Raw genomic sequence first — 246 nt, 5'->3', positions numbered from 1 at the left:
ACCCTGCTCTCCGACTCGAAGACCGCGCCGACCTCGACCCGGAGACGTCGGAGGTCGTGGAAATCACGGTGCCGAGCAAGACCGTTCTCATCCCAGGTGTCATCGGTGGAAGCGCTGCGGACGGCGAGAACGTCAAGCACCTCAAGTTCGGTCAGGAGTTCGAGTACAAGTCGGAAAAGTGGCGTCGCTTCTACGGGCTGCGCAACACGGTCGAGTCCGGTAACGCATCCGTGAAGAACCCGGAGC

At 61.8% G+C, this 246-nt stretch carries 1 protein-coding gene; it reads left to right on the top strand.

The annotated features are described in order from the left end of the window. A partial coding sequence (locus ACEN8I_RS24180) for a hypothetical protein (protein WP_413331201.1) occupies positions 1 to 246 on the top strand: 246 nt, incomplete at both ends.

Origin of the sequence: Polaromonas sp. CT11-55 (assembly GCF_047303325.1) — a bacterium.
In the GTDB taxonomy this organism is placed as follows: Bacteria; Pseudomonadota; Gammaproteobacteria; order Burkholderiales; family Burkholderiaceae_C; genus Polaromonas.
This window is presented reverse-complemented; position numbering and strand designations above follow the sequence as displayed.